Source organism: Micromonospora ureilytica (assembly GCF_015751765.1).
Classification (GTDB): domain Bacteria; phylum Actinomycetota; class Actinomycetes; order Mycobacteriales; family Micromonosporaceae; genus Micromonospora; species Micromonospora ureilytica.
The window spans coordinates 7,080,295-7,096,270 of sequence record NZ_JADOTX010000001.1; the positions used below are offsets into that span (position 1 = coordinate 7,080,295).

Sequence of the window (15,976 nt, forward strand, 5' to 3'; positions counted from 1 at the left end):
GTGCCACGAACGCCCCGCTCGGTGTAGCCGTGAAGTGAGCCCGGGTCGCGACCGACCGGGCGCCGGTATTCAGCGGACGCAGGTCGGGCAGGTGCCGAAGATCTCCAGGGTGTGGCTGACGTCGGCGTAGCCGTGTTGGGCGGCGACCCGATCGGCCCAGCTCTCCACGGCCGGGCCGGCCACCTCGACCGTGCGCCCGCACACCCGGCAGACCAGGTGGTGGTGGTGCCCCTCGCTGCACCGGCGGTAGAGGTGCTCACCGCCCGGCGGACGCATCACGTCGATCTCACCGGCGTCGGCGAGCCCCTGCAGGGTGCGGTAGACGGTGGTCAGGCCGACCCGCTCGCCGCGCTGCCGCAGCATCGCGTGCAGGTCCTGGGCGCTGTGGAAGCCCTCCATCTCGCCCAGCAGCGCGCTCACCGCCGAACGCTGCCGGGTGTTACGCACCGCGGCGCTGCTCTCGCTCATGATCCCTCCCCGGCGTGGCTGACCGCGTCCGCCACGATGTGCGCGACGTGCTCGTCGACCAGGCTGTAGGCGATCTCCCGGCCCCGCCGGGAGCCGCGCACCACGCCCGCCCCGCGTAGCACCCGCAGGTGCTGGGAGACCAGTGGTTGCGCCGCCCCGAGCTTCTCCACCAACTCGTGCACGCACCGCTCGCCGCCGGCCAGCTCGCTGACGATGGCCAGCCGAATGGGCGCGGACAGGGCTCGGAGCAACTCGCTGGCCCCGTCGAACCCGTCGTAGCCCGTCGCGCTGGTCATCCTGCAACGGTAACCAATACCAGCGACGTCCCGCTGAGCAGGCTCAGCTCAGCACGACCTCGTGTGGTTCCGGCACCGGCGCGGCGGTCGGTGTCCTCCGGCGGCGCACGGCCCGCCAGACAGCGCCGGCCACGGCCACCACCAGGAACGAGGCGATCGCCACCAGCACCACCGAGGCGCCCGGCGCGGTGTCCGCAGTGGCCGCCACCCAGACACCCGAGCCGGCGGCGAAGAGCCCGAGCGCCATCGCGGCGGCCATCGTGCTGCGGAAGCCCCTGGTGACCTGCTGGGCGGTGGCGACCGGCACCACCATCAACGCGCTGATCAGCAGCACTCCGACGGCCCGCATGGCGATGGTCACGGTGACCGCCGTGGCAACCGCGATCAGCAGGTTCAGCGTGCGGACCGGCAGGCCGGAGACCCGGGCGTACTCCTCGTCGTGACTGACCGCGAAGAGCGCCGGCCGCAAAGCGATCATCGTGACCAGGATCGCCGCGCCGAGCACCGCGATGGTGGTCAGGTCGGCGGGCGAGATGGTGGTCAGCGACCCGAACAGGTAGGCGTTGAGGTTCGCGCTCGTCGCGTCCGAGAGGCCAACCAGGAGTACGCCGCCCGCGATGCCGCCGTAGAAGAGCAGGGCCAGGGCCAGATCACCTGAGGTACGCCCGCGAGCGCGGACGATCTCGATGGCGATCGCGCCGATGGTGGCGGCGATCACCGCGACCAGCACCGGTGAACGGTTGAGCAGCAGACCCGCCCCGACGCCGGTCAGCGCCACGTGCCCCACACCATCGCCGATCAACGCCAGCCGGCGCTGCACCAGGTAGATGCCGAGCGCCGGCGCGGCCAGGCCGATCACCAGCGCGCCGATCAGGGCCCGCTGCATGTAGGGGTACTGGAAGAGTTCCATGGGTCAGTTGCTCCACAGCCCGGCGGGCTCGTCGTAGCAGTGCGGGTGCACGTGGTCGTGGTCGGGCTCCGCGTGATGGCCGGCCGGGTCCGGCACCGCGCCGTCGTGGGCGATGCGACCCTCGTGGACGACGACAGCCCGGCTGATCACGGGCCGCAGCGGGCCCAGCTCGTGGGCGACGAGCAGCACGGTCCCGCCGTCGGCGACGAAGTCGCGCAGCGCGCCGGCGAACGCCTCCTGGCTGGCCGCGTCCACCCCGGCCGTGGGCTCGTCGAGAACCAGCAGCTCCGGCTGGCCGGCCAGGGCGCGGGCGATCAGGGTGCGCTGCTGCTGGCCGCCGGAGAGCGTGGACACCGGGTCACCGGCCCGGTCGGCGAGCCCGACCGCGCGCAGCGCGGTGTCGACGGCGGACCGGTCGGCTCGACCCGGCGGACGCAGCACCCCCCGACGGGCCAGCCGGCCGGAGGCCACCACCTCGCGGACGGTGGCCGGCACGCCGCCGCCGGCGCCCAGGCGCTGCGGGACGTACCCGATGCGCGCCCACTGCCGGAACCGGCGCAACGGCCGGTCGAAGAGGGTGACCGAGCCGGCGCTGATCGGCACCAGCCCGAGCACGGCGCGGATCAGGGTGGACTTGCCGGAGCCGTTGGCACCGAGGATCGCGACCACCTCGCCGGCGGTCACGGTGAGCGAGATGTCCCGGAGCACGGGGCGGCCGTCGTAGCCGACCACCCCGTGCTCGACGGTGATGACAGGTGAGGTCACGAGCAGCTCAAGGCCGTCTGCAGGGTCCGCAGGTTGGTGCGCATCACCGAAAGGTAGTCCCCGTCGCTGCCCGCGGCGAGCCCTTCGATCGGGTCGAGCACTGCGGTCTTCGCGCCGACCTGACCGGCGATGGTCTCGGCCACCTTCGGGCTGACCAGGGTCTCGAAGAAGATCGTGGTGGCCTGGTGCTCCTTCGCCTCCTCGATCACGTGCGCGAGGCGCTGCGGCGAGGGCTCGACGTCCGGGCTCAGCCCGGTGATGCCGACCTGGTCGAGCTGGTACCGGTCGGCGAGGTAGCCGAACGCGGCGTGGCTGGTCACGATCTCCCGCCGCTGGCAGGTCGCCAGACCGTTCTTGAACTCGCCGTCCAGGGTCGTCAGGTCGGCGCGCAGGGCGGCCGACCGGGCGGTGTAGTCGGCGGCGTGGTCCGGGTCGGCCTTGCCGAGCCGCTGGGCGAGCTGGTCGCCGATGCCGGCCAGCCGGGTCGGGTCGAGCCAGACGTGCGGGTCCTTGCCGCCGCTCTCCTCGGCGTGCCCTTCCTCGCCCTCGTGGTCGTGTCCGCCGGCGGACGCGTCCAACAGCGGCTGCACGCTTGTCACGTCGAACGCCCGGTCGCCGCCGTTCTGGGCCACGGCGTCGTCCACCGCCGGCTGGAACCCCTTGAGGTAGACGATCAACTCCGCGTCGCTGACCTCACCGACCTGGCTCGGGTTGAGTTCCAGGTCGTGCGGCTCGGCGCCGGGCTTGGCCAGGTTGGTCACCCGGACCGCGTCGCCGCCGATCCGCTCGGCCAGGAACTGGAGGGGGTAGAACGCGGCCACCACGTCGACTCGCTGAGGATCGGCGCCGGCGGCACCACCTGTGGAGCAGCCGGCCCCGGCGCCCAGGGCGAGGAGGGCGGTCGCGGCGGCGAGGACACGGTACGTGGCGCGGTTGGTCATGTCGTCAACTGTCCGTGGCAACGATAATGATTGTCAAAAACGCATGATTGCATGTCAGAGGAGCTTCGCGAGGCCCACCGTCACCAGCAGGGTCAGCATCAGCAGTCGGATCAGCCGGGTCTGCGGCGCCTGAATCGCCCAGGTCGTCGCCAACAGGGCGATCAGGACCCCGGCGAGCGAGAGCGTCAGCAGCCCGCCGATCACCCCGGGCGTGAAGAACGCCACCAGCACCACCACCAGGGTGAGCAGGAACACCGACGTCGGGTTCGCCCCGGCCAACCGGGCGAGCAGAGGGCGCTGCGTACGCTGCATCCCACAGACTCTACGAGGAGGAACCCCCGGTGTTGGTGACCAACCGGTTCGTGGTCGACGTCGATACCGCCGACGGCTTCACCGAACGGGCGCACGCCGCCCTCACCGCGCTGGCCGGCCGGCCCGGCTACCTGCGCGGCCAACTGGTCCGGGCGCTGGACGACCCCCGGCACTGGTCACTGGTCACCGAATGGGAGTCGGTCGGCACGTACCGGCGGGCGCTCGGCGCCTTCGAGGTCAAGGTCAGCGCCGTGCCGCTGCTCGCCGAGTCCGTCGACGAGCCCTCCGCCTACGAGGCGCTCGCCACCGCCGCCCCCGGCGGGGCCGTGGTCGTCGCCGAGAGTGATCGGGCTGCGGGTCCTTACCGCTGAGCCGCCGGACACTACGCTGCTCCTATGACCGCACCCGCCCCGCCACCCGGTCCCGGCGTGGCTCCGCCGTTCGTCGCGCCGCCCACCGAGGGCCGCCGGACCCGGCTCTGGATCGGCCTCGGCGTCGGCGCGCTCGCCGTGGTGCTCTGCTGCGGCGGGGGTGGCACCGCCGTCGTCGGGCTGGCCGTCAGCGGAGTCCAGGCGATCCGGGAACAGGCCCGCACCGTGACCGGCGACTACTACCAGGCGTTGGTCGAGCGGAACTACGGGCGGGCGTACGACCAGCTCTGCGACGACGCGCAGCGGCGTGAGTCCCGGCCGGAGTTCGAGCGGCGCGCCGCCGCCGAACCACAGGTGACCGCGTTCCGGGTGGGTGAGGTGGACACCACCTACCTGACCGTGCCGGTCGACGTGACCCTCGACGGCGGCGACCGGGACCGTCAACAGGTCAGCCTCGGCCAGGACGGGCAGACCGGCGGTGTGGAGGTCTGCGAGGTCAGCTGACCCGCCCCCGGTATTCTGCTGGGCTCGGGGGGACGGTGGTCGTACCGTTGTCCCCGAACCGACCGTTCCATCCACATCTCGCCCCCGCCGACCGCCAGCCGGCGTAGGAGGAAACATGCCAGCCGACCGTATCGACGCCGTCGTCAGCCTCGCCAAGCGCCGAGGCTTCGTCTTCCCCTCCAGTGAGATCTATGGGGGCACCCGATCGGCGTGGGACTACGGCCCGCTCGGCGTGGAACTCAAGGAGAACGTCCGCCGGCAGTGGTGGAAGACAATGGTCCAGCAGCGCGACGACGTCGTCGGCCTGGACTCCGCGGTGATCCTGTCCCGCAAGGTGTGGGAGGCGTCCGGCCACATCGCCGAGTTCGTCGACCCGCTCACCGAGTGCCAGTTCTGTCACAAGCGGTTCCGCGCCGACCACCTCGAGGAGGCGTACGCCGAGAAGCACGGCAAGCCGCTCACCTCACTGGCCGAGCTGAACTGCCCCAACTGCGGCAACAAGGGCACCTTCACCGAGCCGAAGATGTTCAACGGCCTCATGAAGACCTACCTGGGCCCGGTGGAGAGCGACGAGGGGCTGCACTACCTGCGCCCGGAGACCGCGCAGGGCATCTTCGTCAACTACAAGAACGTCGAGACGGTCGCCCGCAAGAAGCCCCCGTTCGGCATCGCGCAGACCGGCAAGTCGTTCCGCAACGAGATCACCCCGGGCAACTTCATCTTCCGGACCCGCGAGTTCGAGCAGATGGAGATGGAGTTCTTCGTCGAGCCGGGCAGCGACGAGCAGTGGCACGAGTACTGGCTCCAGGAGCGCTGGAACTGGTACCTCGACCTCGGCCTGTCGGCGGACAATCTGCGCCTGTTCGAGCACCCCAAGGAGAAGCTGTCGCACTACTCGAAGCGGACGGTGGACATCGAGTACCGCTTCCAGTTCGGTGGCACCGAGTTCGCCGAGCTGGAGGGTGTCGCCAACCGCACCGACTTCGACCTCTCCACGCACAGCAAGCACTCCGGCGTCGACCTGTCGTACTTCGACCAGAGCAAGAGTGAGCGCTGGATGCCGTACGTCATCGAGCCGGCCGCGGGTCTTACCCGCGCGGTGCTCGCCTTCCTGCTGGAGGCGTACGACGAGGACGAGGCGCCGAACACCAAGGGCGGCGTGGACAAGCGCACCGTGATGCGGTTCGACCCGCGGCTCGCCCCGGTCAAGGTGGCGGTGCTGCCGCTGTCCCGCAACGAGGCGCTGTCGCCCAAGGCCAAGGACCTCGCGACGCTGCTGCGTAAGCGCTGGGTGGTGGAGTTCGACGACTCGCAGGCGATCGGGCGCCGCTACCGCCGGCAGGACGAGATCGGCACCCCGTTCTGCGTGACTGTCGACTTCGACACCCTGGACGACAACGCGGTGACGGTGCGCAACCGGGACACCATGGCCCAGGAGCGCGTCTCCCTGGACCAGGTCGAGCGCTACCTGATCGAGCGTCTGCCCGGCTGCTGAGACTCTGCGCACGGGGCCTCGGCCGACGCGATAAGCGCCGGTCGAGGCCCCGTACACTTGTCCGGTGACTGCCTCGACCGTGCCCGCGCTGCGCCCGCTGACTCTCGGCCAGCACCAGGTGTGGCCGCCGGTCGTGCTCGCGCCGATGGCCGGGATCACCAACATCGGGTTCCGTCGGCTCTGTCGCGAGCAGGGCGGCGGCATCTACGTCTGCGAGATGATCACCACTCGGGCGCTGGTCGAGCGCAACCCGAAGACGCTGCGCATGATCGCGTTCGGCGACGACGAGAAGCCCCGCAGCCTCCAGCTCTACGGCACCGATCCGGAGATCACCGCCGCCGCCGTGCGGATCGTCGTCGAGCGCAACCTGGCCGACCACATCGACCTCAACTTCGGCTGCCCCGTACCCAAGGTCACCCGGCGTGGCGGCGGCGCGGCGCTGCCGTGGCGGCGCCGGCTCTTCGCGCGACTGGTGCGGGCCGCGGTGGCCGCCGCGTCACCGTCCGGCGTGCCGGTCACGGTCAAGATGCGCAAGGGCATCGACGACGACCATCTGACGTACGTCGAAGCCGGGCTCGCCGCACAGGAGGCCGGCGTGGCCGCGGTGGCCCTGCACGGGCGGACGGCGGCGCAGCGCTACTCGGGCACCGCCGACTGGGACGCGATCGCCACGTTGAAGCAGGCCCTGGACGTGCCGGTGCTCGGCAACGGCGACATCTGGGAGGCCGACGACGCGCTGCGGATGGTGGCCCACACCGGCGTCGACGGCGTGGTCATCGGGCGCGGATGCCTGGGCCGACCGTGGCTCTTCGCCGACCTGGAGGCCGCCTTCAACGGTCGGCCCGAGCGGCGGCTTCCCAATCTCGGCGAGGTGGCGTTGACCATGCGCCGGCACGCCGAACTGCTTGTCGACCAGTTCACGGCCGGCGCCCGCAACCCGGCCCGAGGCGAACGGGACGGCTGCACCGACTTCCGCAAGCACGTCGCCTGGTACCTCAAGGGCTTCCCGGTCGGCGGCGAGCTGCGTCGCTCGCTGGCGATGATCGAAAGCCTGGCGCAGCTCGACGACCTGCTCGGCAAGCTCGACCCGGCGGAGCCTTTCCCGCTGACCGCCCTCGGGCAGCCGCGCGGGCGTACCAACTCCCCGGGCAAGGTCTTCCTGCCGGAGGGTTGGCTGGCCAGCCGAGACGACGACACAGTCCCCGAGGGCGCCGAGATGGACGACTCCGGCGGCTGAGCCCCGCACCTGGCGGGTTGGGCGGAGACGCCCGCGACTATCCCTCGGGAACGCGGGCTCCCAGCAGGGTCCGTGCCGGTGCGCCGGTCACCCCCCGGAGCCCTCGGGTCGTGGCGCTCCGTCTTTCCTGGACGCTCCGTCTTTCCTGGACGCTCCGTCTTTTCTCGACGCTCCGCGTAGAGGCTGGCAGCTGAGTTCGGCGTCCTTTGGAGCTGATGTCGTGAACGAATCATCAGTCGGCGTCGTCGGCCGTGCGCCCCTGATGCGTCTACGGCGTCAGCTTCAGGGTGCGCGTCTGATGCGTCTACGGCGTCAGCTTCAGGGTGCGCTTCTGATTCGTCGACGGCGTCAGCTCTAACGTGCGCGCCTGATTCGTTTGCGACATCAGCTCCAAAGGACCCGTGACGCAGTCAGTGGGGTGGCCTGCCGGGTGGGTGGCCTGCCGGGTGGGTGGCCTGCCGGGTGGGTGGCCTGCCGGGTGGGTGGCCTGCCGGGGTGGGCGGTCTGCCGGGGTGGGACGGCTTGGCCGGGTGAACGGCTTGCCGGGTGGGCGGCACGTCGGGGTGGGCGGCCTGGTCAGCTCGGATGGCCCCATGATTCCGTCTGCGCCTGACGAGGGCGTGGACAGCAACCCGCTCATGCCGAAGGGCCGGGCCCCGTGGTGGGGTCCGGCCCTTCGCTTGGTGTGTGGTGGTGGGTGTCAGCTGGTGGCGTAGCCGCGGGTGGCGATCCAGTCGGCGAGGTGCTCGACGGTGATCTGGTAGGCGGCCTGGTTGGGGTCGGCGGAGTCGGCGATGGTGACGGTGTTGCCGTTGTCGTGGTAGCCGACGACGCTGATGTAGTGCCCGCCCTCGTAGGAGTGCGCGTTGCCGTCGGTGTCAGTGCTGGTCCCGGCGATGTTCGCGACCACGGCCCTACCGTCGTCGACGGTCTTGACCACGTCGGCGCGCAGGGTGTCGGTCTGCTTCGCGTCGGCGTCCGGGCTGCTGATCTCCACCGACCGGTACGCGTCGGTCTTGCCGGTTTCCTTGTTCAGGACAGGGGTGATGTCGTTGATGGAGTTGGTGCCGGCTTCGGTGGTGCCCATTTCCTTGGCCATGTCATCAACGTTGATGTTCTTGCCCTGCACGGACAGGGCGTTTCGGGTGGCGGCGGGGCCGCAGTAGTAGAAGTTCGGCTGGGCTTCGTAGCGCACGCCCAGTTCCCGCTCGCCGTGGCCCTTGCGGTCGGTGTGGGTCTGCGTGGCCGGCTTGCTGGTGCTGGGGGCGGCGAAGGCGGTGGTGACGGGGCCGGCGATGGCGCCGCCGGTGAAGGCGAGGCCAGCGGCGGTGAGGGCGGTCTTACGGATCAGATCGGTACGCATGGTGGCGTGCTCCTCTGCATCGGGGGTGCCCGCACCACACTTGGGGGTGTGGGTGGTGCGGGGAAAGTTCGAGGGGTTCTGCCCGGTGACCCGGTGAGGGGGTCGGCGTCGGGACAGGGTGTAACGGGTGCCGGTGGCGGATCATTCCGCCTACCTGCGGGGGCCGGCCTGTTGTGGTGCTCGGCCGTGCGGGGGATGTAACCGAGGCGGCCTGGCGGGTGTTCCCGGCGGCTGCCGCGCCCCGCGACTCGACGGCTGCGGTGGCCTGCCACTTCGACGACTGGGCTGGCCTGCCAGGTATAACGACCCGGCCCGGCCGCCGATTCCGCCGCCGGGGTGGCCCCGACCACCCGACAAACAAGGTCAAACCAGACAACCCGCCCATTCCGCTGGCCTGGCAGACCCGACACGGCGGCCACGGGAGCGTGATCCACTCGGGTTCCTGAAAGGCGCGGTGTCCGGCTGTCGGGGATACGCCGACTTCATGAAATCCGAGTGGATCATCCCGGTCTGGGGCGCGACCGCCCGGCAGGGGGCGGTCGCCGGGCGGACCGGGCCGAGCCGGGGATCAGGGGGTGGCGGTTTCGGTTTGTGGCACGTTGCGCTGGGCGGGGACGGTCGGTGTGGTCGACCAGGGGACCTCGGGCGCGTGGTGGAAGGTAATCCCGGCCCTCGTCCAGCGGGGGCCCTGGCCGGCCAGGCGGTCGCGGAAGGCGGCCCAGTCGTGGCTTGCCCGGGGTGACCAGCCCAGTTCGGCGATGGCCGGGAGGCGGGGCAGGAGCAGGAGTTCGATGTCTGCCAGCGAGGTGACCGATTCGGTCCAGAGCGGGGCCTCCACACCGAGCACAGCCTCGGCGGGTACGCCGGCGACGTGCGTGCCCGGATCCCAGTCGTACGCCTTGCGCACGTCGATGAGGCCGGCCCAGTCGTGCCCGATCGGGGTGTCCGGGGCGTACTTCATGTCCAGGTAGGCGTGGTTGCCGGGGGAGACGATCAGCCGGGCCCCCCGGCGTACGGCGTCGACGGTGGTGGGGTCTTCGCCGTTCGTGCCCCACCACTGCAGGACCCGCCCGTCGAGGTGGGCGGCGGGCGCGAGCTGGTGCCAGCCGACGACGGTCTTGCCGAGGTCGGCCACGATGCGCTGGACCCGCTCGACGAAACCGGTGTAGACCTCGCCCTTGACCTTGAACGCCTCGTCGCCGCCGATGTGCAGCCAGGGGCCGGGGGTGAGCGCGGCCACCTCGCCCAACACGTCGGCGACGAAGTCGTACGTCCGCTCGTCGGCCGGGTCGACGTAGCTGAAGCCGACCTCGGTGCCGGTGTACGGCGGTGGTGCGATCTTGTCTGGCGCCAGCTCCGGGTACGCGACCAGCGCCGAGTTGGTGTGCCCCGGGAGGTCGATCTCCGGGACGACGGTGATGTGGCGGGCAGCCGCGTAGGAGACGATCCGCGCGTAGTCGGCCTTCGTGTAGTGCCCGCCGGGGCCGCCGCCGACCTCGGTCGTTCCGCCGACTGTGGTCAGCTTCGGCCAGGAGTCGACGGTGATCCGCCAACCCTGGTCGTCGGTGAGGTGCAGGTGCAGGTGGTTGAGCTTGTAGCGGGCCAGGTGGTCGACCACCCGCAGCACGTCCTCGACGGCGAAGAAGTGCCGCGCGACGTCGAGCATCGCGCCCCGGTAGGGGAACCGGGGCGCGTCGGTGATCGTCCCGCCGGGCAGCGCCCAGCGTTCGGTGACCGGGGTGGGGCTCTCGATGGCCGCCGGCAGTAGCTGGCGCAGCGTCTGTGCGCCGTAGAAGAGGCCGGCGGCGGTGGTGGCGGTGACGCGTACCCCGTCGGTGGTGGTGTCGAGGCGGTAGCCCTCCGGGCCGAGGTCGGCGCTGTCGTCCAGCACCAGCGCGATGCCACCGGCGGGCTCCGGCGTGGTGGCGTCGGTGACCGGCAACGGGTAGCCGGTGGCCGGGCGCAGGAACTGGGCGAGCTGCTCGGCGACCGCCAGCGCGGCGGGGTCGGCGCTGGCCACGATGACCGCGTCGGCCGGCAGCACCCAGTCGGCGGTCGGGTCCGGCTGGACCTGCTGGGGGGCGGGCACGACGTCGGCCAGCCGGTGCGGGGCCGACGGGGCGAGCAACTCGCCCGCCGCCCGTTCGGCCGCCTGGGCCAGTGTGGCCGCGTCCGGTTCCCCCGCCGTCAGCGGCGCGGGGACGGCGGTGGGGCCGGGGGAGGGGATGGTCGACACGGCGGCGACTCCGGGGGGTGTATTCGCGTCGGTTATGGCAAAAGTGAGGTTCACCGGCTGGCGTGCCGTCAAGCGTACGACGCTCGGCCGGGATGCGTGATGGTGCGCATGGAAGCGTTCCCAAAAACCGGTACGAACACGGATAGTCGTGATGGCTGTGCCAATTGTCACCGAACGGTCCCAGGTCACTCGATGTTCGCTTAACCTTCGCCCACCGATCGACGTTGACCCCGGGATTACCGGCGGTCCGTCCCGGGGAAGAAGAAAACTGAACCTTCGTTAAGTGTCAATCCGGCGCGTGTGTTGTGGAGGCTCTGGTGGCAGCGCAAGAGACCGTCGATCACAAGTACGTCTACGACTTCTCCGAAGGCAACAAGGATCTCAAGGAACTGCTCGGCGGCAAGGGGGCGAACCTCGCCGAGATGACCAACCTGGGCCTGCCCGTCCCGCCCGGCTTCACCATCACCACCGAGGCGTGCCAGGCGTACCTCGCGACGGGACAGGAGCCGGACGGGCTCGCCGGTCAGATCGAGGCGCACCTGGAAGCGCTGGAGCGCGCGATGGGCAAACGCCTCGGCGACCCGCAGGACCCCCTGCTGGTGTCCGTCCGCTCCGGTGCCAAGTTCTCCATGCCCGGCATGATGGAAACCGTCCTCAACGTCGGTCTCAACGACCAGAGCGTGGTCGGGCTCTCCGCACAGGCGGGACAGAACGACAGGTTCGCCTGGGACTCCTACCGGCGACTCATCCAGATGTTCGGCAAGACCGTCTGCGAGGTGCCAGGCGATGAGTTCGAGCACGCGCTCGACGAGGCCAAGAACGCCAAGGGCACCCACAACGACCTGGATCTGGACGCCGACGACCTGCGTGGGCTTGTCGACGCGTACAAGAAGATCTTCTTGAAGCACACCGGTCGGGAGTTCCCGCAGCAGCCACGCGAACAGCTCGACCTGGCCATCCGCGCGGTCTTCGAGTCGTGGAACGCCGAGCGCGCGGTGCTCTACCGTCGCCAGGAGCGCATCCCGGCCGACCTCGGCACCGCGGTCAACGTGGTGACAATGGTCTTCGGCAACCTCGGGCCCGACTCCGGCACCGGGGTCGCGTTCACCCGCGACCCGGGCAGCGGCGCCCAGGGCATCTACGGCGACTACCTGGCCAACGCCCAGGGTGAGGACGTGGTCGCGGGCATCCGCAACACAGTGCCGTTGCAGGAGTTGGAGCAGCTCGACAAGTCCTCCTACGACGAACTGCTCGGCATCATGGCCCGGCTGGAGGAGCACTACAAGGACCTGTGTGACATCGAGTTCACCATCGAGCGCGGCAAGCTGTGGATGTTGCAGACCCGGGTCGGCAAGCGCACCGCGGCCGCCGCGTTCGTCATCGCCGGGCAACTCGTCGACGAGGGCCTGATCGACCTGGACGAGGCGCTGCACCGGGTCAACGGCGCGCAGTTGGCCCAGCTGATGTTCCCGCGCTTCCAACTCGACCACGAGTTCCAGCCGGTCGCCAAGGGCATCGGCGCCTCGCCCGGCGCGGCGTCCGGCACTGTGGTCTTCACCTCCGCCCGCGCCGTCGAGCTGGCCGCCGAGGGGAAGTCGGTGATCCTGGTGCGCAGGGAGACCAACCCGGACGACCTGAACGGCATGATCGCCGCGCAGGGCATCCTCACCTCGCGTGGTGGCAAGACCAGCCACGCCGCGGTGGTGGCCCGGGGCATGGGCAAGACCTGCGTCTCCGGCGCCGACGAGATCGAGGTGAACGTGCCGGCCAAGCGGTTCACCGTGGCCGGGCGGACCGTCAACGAGGGCGATGTGGTGTCCATCGACGGCACCACCGGCAAGGTCTACCTCGGCGAGGTGCCGGTCATGCCCTCCGAGGTCGTGCAGTACTTCGAGGGCAGCCTCGACCCCGAGCACATCGACAACGCGCTGGTCCGGGCCGTACACCGGATCATGACGCACGCCGACGGGAAGCGGCGGCTGGCGGTCCGGACGAACGCCGACACCGGTGCGGACGCCGCCCGTGCCCGGCGCTTCGGCGCCGAGGGCATCGGGCTGTGCCGCACCGAGCACATGTTCCTCGGCGACCGGCGGGAGCTGGTCGAGCGGCTGATCCTGGCACGCGCCGCGGACGAGCGGGAGGCGGCGCTGGACGCGTTGCTGCCGTTGCAGCGGGCCGACTTCGAGGAGATCTTCCGCGAGATGGACGGGCTGCCGGTCACCGTCCGGCTCATCGACCCGCCGTTGCACGAGTTCCTGCCGCCGCTGGAGCAGCTCGCCGTCAACGTGGCGGTCGCCCAGGAACGCGGCGAGGACGTGGCCAAGGAGGAGGCGCTGCTCGCCGCCGTTCGGCGGATGCACGAGGAGAACCCGATGCTCGGGCTGCGGGGCGTCCGCCTCGGCCTGGTCATTCCCGGCCTGTTCGCCATGCAGGTCCGGGCCATCGCCGAGGCGGCGGTCAGTTGCGCCCGTAACGGTGGCGTGGCGAAGCCGGAGATCATGGTGCCGCTGGTCGGGGCGGTGCAGGAGTTGGAGACGGTCCGCGCCGAGGCCGAGAAGATCATTGCCGAGGTGGTCGGGGACAGCGGTGTCGAGGTGCTGATCGGCACCATGATCGAGGTGCCCCGGGCGGCGCTGACCGCCGGGCAGATCGCCGAGGCCGCCGAGTTCTTCTCCTTCGGCACCAACGACCTGACCCAGATGGGCTGGGGCTTCTCCCGCGACGACGTCGAGGGCGCGTTCTTCTGGCGTTACCTGGAGCTGGGCATCTTCGGCATCTCGCCGTTCGAGTCGATCGACCGCGACGGCGTCGGTCGGCTCGTGCGGATCGCCGCCGAGGAGGGCCGGGCCGCCCGCCCCGGGCTGAAGCTCGGCATCTGCGGGGAGCACGGTGGCGACCCGGACTCGGTGCACTTCTTCCACGAGGTCGGCCTGGACTACGTGTCCTGCTCGCCGTTCCGGGTGCCGGTCGCGCGGCTGGAGGCCGGTCGGGCGGTCGTCGAGAGCGGCGGGTCGGACAGCCGGTGACGCACGTCGGCGGCGGCCCGGTCACCCGGCCGCCGCCGGCGCTCAGATCGGCGGACGACGCCAGGTGGGTCGGGACGAGCGGCGCAACTGCGCCGGCAGGGTCGCCATCGGGGTACGCGTGGCCAGCGGGGCGTGCGCGTCCGGCACGGAGGTCGCGCCGAAGCCTCCGCCGCGAACGTCCAAAAACGAGCCCGCCCGACGGGCCACCGCCCGCGCCTCCTCGTGCAGCGCGTCCAGATCGCCCGGATCCGACGCGGTGACGAGGGTCAGCAGGGCGCTGCGCCCGGCCGGGTAGGTCACCACGCAGCCGGCGGTGGTGCACACGACCGACTCCCGGAACTCACCCTGCCGGACGGTGTCGGCCACCCGGTGACCGAGCCCGAAACTCGCGGCGGCGAGCGCGGCCAGATGGGTGGCGTCGGTGCTGGGCAGATCGCTGGAGATGAGCATCCCGTCGGTGGCGGCCAGCACCGTCCCGGCGATGTCGGGTCGGCGCCTGCGCAGCCCCCGTAGCTCCGTTCCCATCACCGTGTCTGCGTCCACGAGCGTTACCCCTCACCGGTCGGGCTCTGCGTGTCAGTCGGATGGTCACGTTCCGCGCTGGGAACGCTACCGGTGGCCACTTCCGACCGCGAGCCCGTAACCCTCGGCAATCGGTTGGCAACTGCGGGCCAATCGGTGGTTGTGTGCCCTTCGTCGATGCGTCGTGAGCGGGTTGCGCAACGGGGGCGGGCGTAACCTTGGCTGGCTCGTACACGGCCGATTGGGCGCCGCGTCGAACGGGAAGAGGTGACTGCATGACAAGTGTCTGGGAGAGCCTGACTGTCGACGCCCGCGATCCGGCCCGGCTGGCCCGTTGGTGGGCCGAGGCGCTCGGCTATCAGGTCGTCACCGAGACTCCGAGCGGCGTGGAGATCCGTCAGTCCCCGGACCAGGCGCCCGCCCTGTTCTTCGGCCCGGTGGCCGACGGCAAGGAGCGCAAGAACCGGCTGCACCTCGACCTGCGCCCCGCCAACCAGGAGGCCGAGGTCGAGCGCCTTGTCGACATGGGCGCGCGGCACGTCGACATCGGTCAGGGTGAGGTCGACTGGACGGTGCTGTCCGACCCGGAAGGCAACGAGTTCTGCGTCCTCCGTGAGCGCGAGGAGTGAGCCGTGGGCGGCGGACGCTCGGTTGGTCGAGGAGCCGCCCAAGGACACCGGGCATCGCCGGTCGCCGTACGAGCGCGACCGGGCCCGGGTGCTGCACTCGGCGGCGTTTCGTCGGCTGGCCACCAAGACCCAGGTGCACACCGCCGGCACTGACGACTTCCTGCGTACGCGGCTGACCCACTCGCTGGAGGTGGCTCAGATCGCGCGGGAGATGGGTGCCCGGCTGGGTTGCGATCCGGATGTGGTGGACGTCGCGGGGCTCGCGCACGACCTGGGGCACCCTCCGTTCGGGCACAACGGTGAGGCTGCCCTGGACCTGCTCGCCACGCCGTGCGGCGGTTTCGAGGGCAACGCGCAGACCCTGCGGGTGTTGACCCGTCTGGAGGCGAAGGTGCTCGCCCCGGACGGCTCGTCCGCGGGGTTGAACCTGACCCGGGCGTCGCTCGACGCGATCGGCAAGTACCCCTGGCCGCGTCGGCCGGGGGAGCGCAAGTTCGGGGTGTACGCCGACGACGCGGCCGTCTTCGACTGGATCCGGGACGGCGCGCCCGGCGACCGGCGCTGCCTGGAGGCCCAGGTGATGGACTGGGCGGACGATGTCGCGTACTCGGTGCACGACGTGGAGGACGGCATCCACGGTGGCTATGTCACGTTGCGTCCGCTGCTCACCGACGCCGACGAGCGGGCCGCGCTCTGCGCCGACGTGGCCGCCGCCTACTCCGGGGAGTCCGCGTCGGACCTGGCCGAGGTCCTTGTCGACCTGCTGACCGGTCCGCTGCTCGCGCCGTTCGCCGGGTACGACGGCAGTCATCGCGCGCAGGTCGCGTTGAAGGCCACCACCAGTGGGGTGACCGGGTTGTTCGTGTCCGCGGCGGTGGCTGCCACGGAGGGAGCGTTTCGG

The 15,976-nt window shown here is 70.9% G+C and carries 16 protein-coding genes; 7 read left to right on the forward strand and 9 right to left on the reverse strand.

All coding sequences use genetic code 11. The annotated features are described in order from the left end of the window. Window positions 1–69 precede the first annotated feature (69 nt). The 6 genes from IW248_RS32680 to IW248_RS32705 are packed head-to-tail and all read right to left on the reverse strand — an operon-like array spanning window position 70 to window position 3,692. Window positions 70–468, reverse strand: coding sequence for a Fur family transcriptional regulator (locus IW248_RS32680; RefSeq protein ID WP_145792480.1), 399 nt, complete (start codon window positions 466–468; stop codon window positions 70–72). Next, a complete protein-coding gene (locus IW248_RS32685) occupies window positions 465–764 on the reverse strand; it encodes an ArsR/SmtB family transcription factor (RefSeq protein ID WP_030338189.1) in 300 nt (99 codons plus the stop codon). Before IW248_RS32685 ends, IW248_RS32680 begins: the two co-directional genes overlap by 4 nt. Window positions 765–807: 43 nt before the next feature. Then, window positions 808–1,674 (reverse strand): metal ABC transporter permease, encoded by an 867-nt coding sequence (locus IW248_RS32690; RefSeq protein WP_196929960.1) that lies wholly within the window; start codon window positions 1,672–1,674, stop codon window positions 808–810. Window positions 1,675–1,677: 3 nt separating this feature from the next. Further along, window positions 1,678–2,439, reverse strand: coding sequence for a metal ABC transporter ATP-binding protein (locus IW248_RS32695; protein ID WP_196929961.1), 762 nt, complete (start codon window positions 2,437–2,439; stop codon window positions 1,678–1,680). Then, a complete protein-coding gene (locus IW248_RS32700; protein ID WP_196929962.1) occupies window positions 2,436–3,380 on the reverse strand; it encodes a metal ABC transporter substrate-binding protein in 945 nt (314 codons plus the stop codon). The genes IW248_RS32695 and IW248_RS32700 overlap by 4 nt, the downstream gene beginning before the upstream one ends. 54 nt (window positions 3,381–3,434) lie before the next feature. Continuing rightward, the gene (locus tag IW248_RS32705) at window positions 3,435–3,692 is read right to left on the reverse strand and encodes a hypothetical protein (RefSeq protein WP_124823388.1); all 258 of its coding nucleotides are present in this window, start codon (window positions 3,690–3,692) and stop codon (window positions 3,435–3,437) included. A 29-nt stretch (window positions 3,693–3,721) separates the two neighbouring features. Between IW248_RS32705 and IW248_RS32710 the strand changes: the two genes are divergently transcribed. The 4 genes from IW248_RS32710 (at window position 3,722) to dusB (ending at window position 7,299) form a co-directional block, all read left to right on the forward strand. Continuing rightward, on the forward strand, window positions 3,722–4,063 hold the full coding sequence (locus IW248_RS32710; protein ID WP_196929963.1) for an antibiotic biosynthesis monooxygenase family protein: 342 nt from the start codon (window positions 3,722–3,724) through the stop codon (window positions 4,061–4,063). A gap of 24 nt (window positions 4,064–4,087) precedes the next feature. After that, window positions 4,088–4,567 carry a hypothetical protein gene (locus IW248_RS32715; protein WP_196929964.1) on the forward strand — a complete coding sequence of 160 codons (480 nt, stop codon included), beginning with the start codon at window positions 4,088–4,090 and terminating at the stop codon, window positions 4,565–4,567. A 115-nt stretch (window positions 4,568–4,682) separates the two neighbouring features. Then, the gene (locus IW248_RS32720; protein WP_124823383.1) at window positions 4,683–6,062 is read left to right on the forward strand and encodes a glycine--tRNA ligase; all 1,380 of its coding nucleotides are present in this window, start codon (window positions 4,683–4,685) and stop codon (window positions 6,060–6,062) included. A gap of 64 nt (window positions 6,063–6,126) precedes the next feature. Further along, complete coding sequence (gene dusB, locus IW248_RS32725) at window positions 6,127–7,299, forward strand: tRNA dihydrouridine synthase DusB (RefSeq protein ID WP_196929965.1); 1,173 nt, start codon at window positions 6,127–6,129, stop codon at window positions 7,297–7,299. A gap of 700 nt (window positions 7,300–7,999) precedes the next feature. Here dusB and IW248_RS32730 read toward each other — a convergent pair. Beyond that, entirely contained in the window at window positions 8,000–8,662 is a 663-nt protein-coding gene (locus tag IW248_RS32730) for a C39 family peptidase (RefSeq protein WP_196929966.1), read from the reverse strand. 568 nt (window positions 8,663–9,230) lie between these two features. After that, on the reverse strand, window positions 9,231–10,898 hold the full coding sequence (locus IW248_RS32735; protein WP_307788351.1) for a beta-N-acetylhexosaminidase: 1,668 nt from the start codon (window positions 10,896–10,898) through the stop codon (window positions 9,231–9,233). Window positions 10,899–11,215: 317 nt separating this feature from the next. Between IW248_RS32735 and ppdK the strand changes: the two genes are divergently transcribed. Beyond that, window positions 11,216–13,924, forward strand: a complete 2,709-nt coding sequence (gene ppdK / locus IW248_RS32740) for a pyruvate, phosphate dikinase (RefSeq protein ID WP_196929968.1) — start codon at window positions 11,216–11,218, stop codon at window positions 13,922–13,924. Between the two features lie 42 nt (window positions 13,925–13,966). Here ppdK and IW248_RS32745 read toward each other — a convergent pair whose 3' ends face one another. Then, on the reverse strand, window positions 13,967–14,467 hold the full coding sequence (locus IW248_RS32745; protein ID WP_196929969.1) for a roadblock/LC7 domain-containing protein: 501 nt from the start codon (window positions 14,465–14,467) through the stop codon (window positions 13,967–13,969). Window positions 14,468–14,721: 254 nt separating this feature from the next. Between IW248_RS32745 and IW248_RS32750 the strand changes: the two genes are divergently transcribed. Both IW248_RS32750 and IW248_RS32755 read left to right on the forward strand, forming a co-directional pair. Beyond that, window positions 14,722–15,075: a VOC family protein gene (locus tag IW248_RS32750; protein ID WP_124819690.1), complete on the forward strand. Its 354-nt coding sequence runs from the start codon at window positions 14,722–14,724 to the stop codon at window positions 15,073–15,075. Next, on the forward strand, window positions 15,059–15,976 hold a 918-nt coding region (locus IW248_RS32755), incomplete at its 3' end, for a deoxyguanosinetriphosphate triphosphohydrolase (protein ID WP_307788353.1). The genes IW248_RS32750 and IW248_RS32755, both read left to right, overlap by 17 nt.

Excerpts from the sequence above, each read along its gene's own strand:
- IW248_RS32680 (WP_145792480.1), bottom strand. The coding sequence starts at position 468 with ATGAGCGAGAGCAGCGCCGCGGTGCGTAACACCCGGCAGCGTTCGGCG.
- IW248_RS32685 (WP_030338189.1), bottom strand. The coding sequence starts at position 764 with ATGACCAGCGCGACGGGCTACGACGGGTTCGACGGGGCCAGCGAGTTG.
- IW248_RS32690 (WP_196929960.1), bottom strand. The coding sequence starts at position 1,674 with ATGGAACTCTTCCAGTACCCCTACATGCAGCGGGCCCTGATCGGCGCG.
- IW248_RS32700 (WP_196929962.1), bottom strand. The coding sequence starts at position 3,380 with ATGACCAACCGCGCCACGTACCGTGTCCTCGCCGCCGCGACCGCCCTC.
- IW248_RS32705 (WP_124823388.1), bottom strand. The coding sequence starts at position 3,692 with ATGCAGCGTACGCAGCGCCCTCTGCTCGCCCGGTTGGCCGGGGCGAAC.
- IW248_RS32715 (WP_196929964.1), top strand. The coding sequence starts at position 4,088 with ATGACCGCACCCGCCCCGCCACCCGGTCCCGGCGTGGCTCCGCCGTTC.
- IW248_RS32720 (WP_124823383.1), top strand. The coding sequence starts at position 4,683 with ATGCCAGCCGACCGTATCGACGCCGTCGTCAGCCTCGCCAAGCGCCGA.
- IW248_RS32730 (WP_196929966.1), bottom strand. The coding sequence starts at position 8,662 with ATGCGTACCGATCTGATCCGTAAGACCGCCCTCACCGCCGCTGGCCTC.
- IW248_RS32750 (WP_124819690.1), top strand. The coding sequence starts at position 14,722 with ATGACAAGTGTCTGGGAGAGCCTGACTGTCGACGCCCGCGATCCGGCC.